Source organism: Kitasatospora sp. NPDC059747, from assembly GCF_042732955.1.
Lineage (GTDB): Bacteria > Actinomycetota > Actinomycetes > Streptomycetales > Streptomycetaceae > Kitasatospora.
The window spans coordinates 1-5,211 of the sequence record NZ_JBHWGV010000237.1; the positions used below are offsets into that span (position 1 = coordinate 1).

At 73.4% G+C, this 5,211-nt stretch carries 4 protein-coding genes and 1 rRNA gene; all 5 read right to left on the bottom strand.

The genetic code is table 11. The features are described 5' to 3' along the window. Positions 1 to 152: 152 nt before the first annotated feature. Complete coding sequence (locus ACFV4G_RS42935) at positions 153 to 980, bottom strand: DUF3159 domain-containing protein (RefSeq protein ID WP_380449015.1); 828 nt, start codon at positions 978 to 980, stop codon at positions 153 to 155. 2 nt (positions 981 to 982) lie between these two features. After that, the gene (locus tag ACFV4G_RS42940) at positions 983 to 1,390 is read right to left on the bottom strand and encodes an OB-fold nucleic acid binding domain-containing protein (RefSeq protein ID WP_329931199.1); all 408 of its coding nucleotides are present in this window, start codon (positions 1,388 to 1,390) and stop codon (positions 983 to 985) included. A 98-nt stretch (positions 1,391 to 1,488) separates the two neighbouring features. Further along, positions 1,489 to 2,169, bottom strand: coding sequence for a response regulator (locus tag ACFV4G_RS42945; RefSeq protein ID WP_380449017.1), 681 nt, complete (start codon positions 2,167 to 2,169; stop codon positions 1,489 to 1,491). 108 nt (positions 2,170 to 2,277) lie between these two features. Beyond that, complete coding sequence (locus tag ACFV4G_RS42950; protein ID WP_380449018.1) at positions 2,278 to 4,869, bottom strand: ATP-binding protein; 2,592 nt, start codon at positions 4,867 to 4,869, stop codon at positions 2,278 to 2,280. Positions 4,870 to 5,124: 255 nt separating this feature from the next. Beyond that, positions 5,125 to 5,211: ribosomal RNA gene (rrf, locus tag ACFV4G_RS42955) — 5S ribosomal RNA — on the bottom strand; the annotation flags it as partial.

Genomic DNA, 5,211 nt, shown 5'->3' on the forward strand with positions numbered 1-5,211 from the left:
GGGGGGGGCGGGGGCGGGTGCCCCGGCGCCCCCCCCCCCCCCCCCCCCCCCCCCCCCCCCCCCGCGCGCGGCCCCCCCCCCCCGCGCGCCCCCCCCCCGGGGGGGGGGGGCCCCCCCTTCGTGCACCGGGTTCGTGCACCGGGTCGGGCCGGCTACTTCGCCGGCTCCTCCTCGTCGTCGTCCAGCGGCGCCTTGATCGGCGGCGGCGCCTTCAGCAGGATCTGCCAGGTCACGTACATCGCCAGCAGCAGCGGCGGGATGCCGAGCGCGACCTTCAGCCAGCCGAGCAGGTTGACGTTGTGGGTGAAGTACAGCGGGAAGAGGATCACCGGCTTGATGCCCATGATCACGACCCAGGCCCAGGTCGCCTTGGTGTAGGCGCGCAGCCGGCCCGGGTTCTCCTTGCGCCAGGTGAACATCTCGCCGGTGATCGGGCCGAGCATCAGGCCGATCAGCGGCCAGCGCACCAGCGCGGAGACCGCGAGCCCGATGCAGTAGCCGACGTTCCACAGCAGGCCGGGCAGGTAGAAGTCCTCGGCCCGGCCGCTCTTCATCGAGATCCAGGCGCCGATGGCGACGCCGAACACCCCGCTGAAGGCGTGCTGGACGGTCTCCCGCTTCGCCAGCCGGACCACCACGAACAGGGCGCTCAGCGCGAGCGCGGCCCACGCGGCGGGACTGACCTGGTGGGTGATGTTGTACGTGACGATGAAGACCAGGCCGGGCAGCGTCATGTCGACCATGCCGCGCACGCCGCCGAAGGCCTGCAGCACGGTGTCGGCGGCCTCCTTCGAGGCGGCGGCCTTGCGGGCGGCCTCGGCGGCCTCCGGGTCGAGCTCCTGGCCGGTGGCCGGTGCGGCGGCGTCGACCGACCGCGCCAGGCCTTCTGCGGCGTCCTTCGCGGCGGCGTCCTGCCAGGCCGCCACGTCGGCGGCGTTCAGGTCGAGCCGGGCGGCGTCGCCGCCGGGGTGGTTGCTCACGCTCATTCGCTCCCGTGTCCAACCGGACGCAGCTCGTAGCGGGGGTTGAACAGCACGCGGCGCCCGCGTGCGTGGCTGATCCGACCGCTGGCGACGAGCCGGCGGCCCGGCTCTATGCCCGCGATCGAGCGGCGGCCGAGCCAGACCATGTCCAGCGCCTCGGTGCCGTCGAAGAGCTCGGCCTCCAGGGCCGGCACCCCGGCCCGCGGGCGCAGCGTCACCGTGCGCAGCGTGCCCGCCACGGTCACCAGATCGCGGTCCGCGCAGCCGGCGATCGGCGTGCAGCCCGACTCGGCCGCGCTCTCCTGGCGCAGCTCCTCGGCCCGCAGCTCCTCGGCCGACGAGGTCAGCCGGCTGAGCATGCGGCGGAAGCGGCCCTGCGGCTGGTCGCTGCTGTTGTCACCACTCATGCGGGAAGGGTACCGGTTTCCGGGCCCGCGGCGGCAGGCCGGACGATCGCCGCCGGGGCACGGGGTGGCCGTGCGGGGCCCGGAAACCGGGCGGGCCGTCAGCTCTCGAAGCGGTAGCCCATGCCCGGTTCGGTGATGAAGTGGCGCGGGTGCGAGGGGTCGTGCTCCAGCTTGCGGCGCAGCTGGGCGAGGTAGACGCGCAGGTAGTTGGTCTCGGTGCGGTAGGCCGGGCCCCAGACCTCCTGGAGCAGCTGGGTCTGGCTGACCAGCCGGCCGGCGTTGCGCACCAGCACCTCCAGCAGATGCCACTCGGTCGGGGTAAGCCGGACGTCGGTGCCGTCGCGGTTCACCTTCTTGGCGGCGAGGTCGACGGTGAAGCTCTCGGTGACCACGAGCGAGTCGTCCTCGCCGGCCACCGGCTCGGCCCGGCGCACGGCGGCGCGCATCCGGGCGAGCAGTTCGTCCATGCCGAACGGCTTGGTGACGTAGTCGTCGGCGCCGGCGTCCAGCGCCTCGACCTTCTCGTCGGAGGCGTGCCGGGCCGACAGCACGATGATCGGCACCCGGGTCCAGCCGCGCAGCCCGCGGATCACCTCGACGCCGTCCATGTCGGGCAGGCCGAGGTCGAGGACGACGACGTCGGGATGGCGGGCGGCGGCCAGTTCCAGGGCGCTCGCGCCGTCATGGGCCGCGTCGACCTCGTACTTGCGGGCCTTGAGGTTGATCACCAGCGCGCGGACGATCTGCGGTTCGTCGTCCACGACGAGGACCCGGGTCATATACGGGCTCCGCCTTTCAGGGCTGTGTCGGGCTTGCGGGCGTGGGACTTGCGGACGGTGGTGCGTGCGGACCGTGGTGCAGACGGACGGGAAGTCGGTGTCCGGGTGTCACGTGACGAGCCGGGACAGCGGGTCGTGGTCGTCGCCGGACGGCTCGCCCGGTTCCGGGGGCCGCTCGACGGCGGGCAGGGTGACGACCATGGTGAGGCCGCCGCCCGGGGTGTCCTCGGCCGTGACGGTGCCGTTCATGGCCTCCACGAACCCGCGCGCCACGGCGAGCCCGAGGCCCACCCCGGCGCCGCGCGGCGCGTCCCCGTACCGCTGGAACGGCGCGAAGATCCGCTCCTTGGCATCCTCGGGCACGCCGGGGCCGCGGTCCACCACCCGCAGCTCGACCCGTCCCGGCCCGCCCGGCGGGTGCAGCGCGTCGGCCTTGACCAGCACCTTCACGCCCTCCGGGCTGTACTTGACGGCGTTCTCGATCAGGTTGGCCAAGGAGCGCTCCAGCAGCCCGCCGTCGGCCCGGATCATCGGGAGCGTCTCCGGAACGTCCAGCCGGACGGACTCCAGCGGGACACCGCCGAGCGCGAACGGCACGACCTCGTCCAGGTCGGTCTCCTGGATCAGCGGGGTCACGGTGCCGGTCTGCAGCCGGCTCATGTCCAGCAGGTTGTTGATCAGGTGGTCGAGCCGGTCGGCCCCGGCCTCGATCCCGGCCAGCAGCTCCGCCTCGTCCTCCGGGGCCCACTCGACGTCCGCCGAGCGCAGCGACGTGACGGAGGCCTTGATGCCGGCCAGCGGCGTGCGCAGGTCGTGCGAGACGGCGGCGAGCAGCGCGGTGCGGATCCGGTTGCCCTCCGCCTCCCGGCGGGCCGCGGCGGCCTCGCGGGCCAGCCGGCGGCGCTCCAGCACCACGGCGGCCTGCGCGGCGAACGCCCCGAGCAGCCGGCGGTCCGCCGCGGGCAGCACCCGGCCGCGCAGCACCAGCGCGAGGCTCTCGCCGACGGGGACGTCCACGTCGGCCGCCTCCGGGCGCTGCGGCGGGTGCGGCCCGGCGGCGGCGACCGGCACCCAGGCGCCGAGCGGGTCCGGGCGCTCCAGCAGCGCGGCGCTCTCCTGCCCGAAGGTCTCGCGCACCTGCTCCATCAGGGCGGTCAGCACGCCGTCCCCGTTGGGCGCGCCGCGCAGGACCGTACCGGCCAGCGCGCTGAGCGTCTGGGCCTCGGTCTGGCTGCGGGCCGCCTGGAGGGTGCGGCGGGCCGCCAGGTCCACGACGGAGGCGACCGAGATGCCGACGATGGTGAATATGGCCACCGCCATGATGTTCTGCGGCTGGCTGATGGTGAACGTGTGGATCGGCGGCGTGAAGTAGTAGTTCAGCACCGAGGAGCCGACCAGCGCCGACCCGATCGCCGGCAGCAGCCCGCCGACCAGCGCGGCGAGGACCGTCAGCGACAGGAACAGCAGCATGTCGGTGGACAGGCCGAGGCCGCCGATCGCGGTCAGCGCCAGCGCCAGCAGCGGCGGGCCGACCAGGCCGATCAGCCAGCCGGCCACCGTCCGGGTGCGGCCCAGGTCGGTGATCCGCCGGATCGGGATCCTGCCCCGCCCGCTCCCGGCGTGCTCGTGGGTGACCATGTGGACGTCGATGTCCCCGGCCTCCCGGGTCACCGTGGTGCCGACGCCCGGCCCGTAGACGTACTGCCAGCCGGGGCGGCGGCTCGTGCCCAGCACGATCTGGGTGGCGTTCACGCCCCGGGCGAAGTCCAGCAGCGCCACGGCTGGGTCGTCGCCCAGGACCGCGTGGAACGTGCCGCCCAGGCTCTCGACCAGCGACCGCTGCTCGATCAGCATCTGCGGGGACTGGTCGGTGCCCGCCAGCCCGTCCGAACGGGAGATGTGGACGGCCATCAGCTCGCCGCCCGACGTCCGGGCCGCGATCCGGGCGGCGCGACGGATCAGCGTCGCCCCCTCCGGCCCGCCGGTCAGGCCCACCACGATCCGCTCCCGGGCCTGCCAGATGCCCTCGATGCCCTGCTCGGCCCGGTACTTCTGGAGGTACTCGTCCACCCGGTCCGCGGTCCACAGCAGCGCCAGCTCGCGCAGCGCCGTCAGGTTGCCCGGACGGAAGTAGTTGCCGAGGGCGGCGTCGATCTTCTCCGGCGCGTACACGTTGCCGTGGGCCAGCCGGCGGCGCAGGGCCTGCGGGGACATGTCGACCAGCTCGATCTGGTCGGCCCGCCGCACCACCTCGTCCGGCACGGTCTCGCGCTGCCGCACCCCGGTGATGCCCTCGACGGTGTCGCCGAGCGACTCCAGGTGCTGGATGTTGACCGTGGAGATCACGTCGATCCCGGCCGCCAGCAGCTCCTCGACGTCCTGCCAACGCTTGGCGTTGCGGCAGCCGGGGATGTTGGTGTGCGCCAGCTCGTCGACCAGCGCCACCTGCGGGCGGCGGGCGAGGACGGCGTCCAGGTCCATCTCGGAGAACCTGGCACCCCGGTGCACCACCTGCTGGCGCAGCACGACCTCCAGCCCGGCGACGAGGTCGGCCGTGTTCCGCCGGCCGTGGTCCTCCACGAACGCCACGACGACGTCCGTACCGCGCTCCTGCCGCCGGTGCGCCTCCGCCAGCATGGCGTACGTCTTGCCGACCCCGGGGGCGGCCCCGAGGTAGATGCGCAGCCTGCCACGTCCCATGAGCACCATTCTTGATCCGGCCCGGTCCGGGAGCCACCCCCGGACACCTGTTCCCCTCCCCCTTCGAGACTACGGCGTGGGAGACGATTTTCCGCTGATCCGTGCACTGAGCATGCTGTTTTAGCGGCATATTGACGGTGCCACAGCCCGTCGGCCGGCCTGTACCCGCCAAGCGGCGGGAACCCGTGCACGGACTGTCCGGAAACGCGAAGAACCCCCATCCGGAAACCGGATGGGGGTTCATTCTGAAGAATTGTTCGGCGGCGTCCTACTCTCCCACAGGGTCCCCCCTGCAGTACCATCGGCGCTGTGAGGCTTAGCTTCCGGGTTCGGAATGTAACC

What these genes read in the sequence shown, in the direction of transcription:
- ACFV4G_RS42940 (WP_329931199.1), bottom strand. Translation starts at nt 1,390, where the DNA reads ATGAGTGGTGACAACAGCAGCGACCAGCCGCAGGGCCGCTTCCGCCGC.
- ACFV4G_RS42945 (WP_380449017.1), bottom strand. Translation starts at nt 2,169, where the DNA reads ATGACCCGGGTCCTCGTCGTGGACGACGAACCGCAGATCGTCCGCGCG.
- ACFV4G_RS42950 (WP_380449018.1), bottom strand. Translation starts at nt 4,869, where the DNA reads ATGGGACGTGGCAGGCTGCGCATCTACCTCGGGGCCGCCCCCGGGGTC.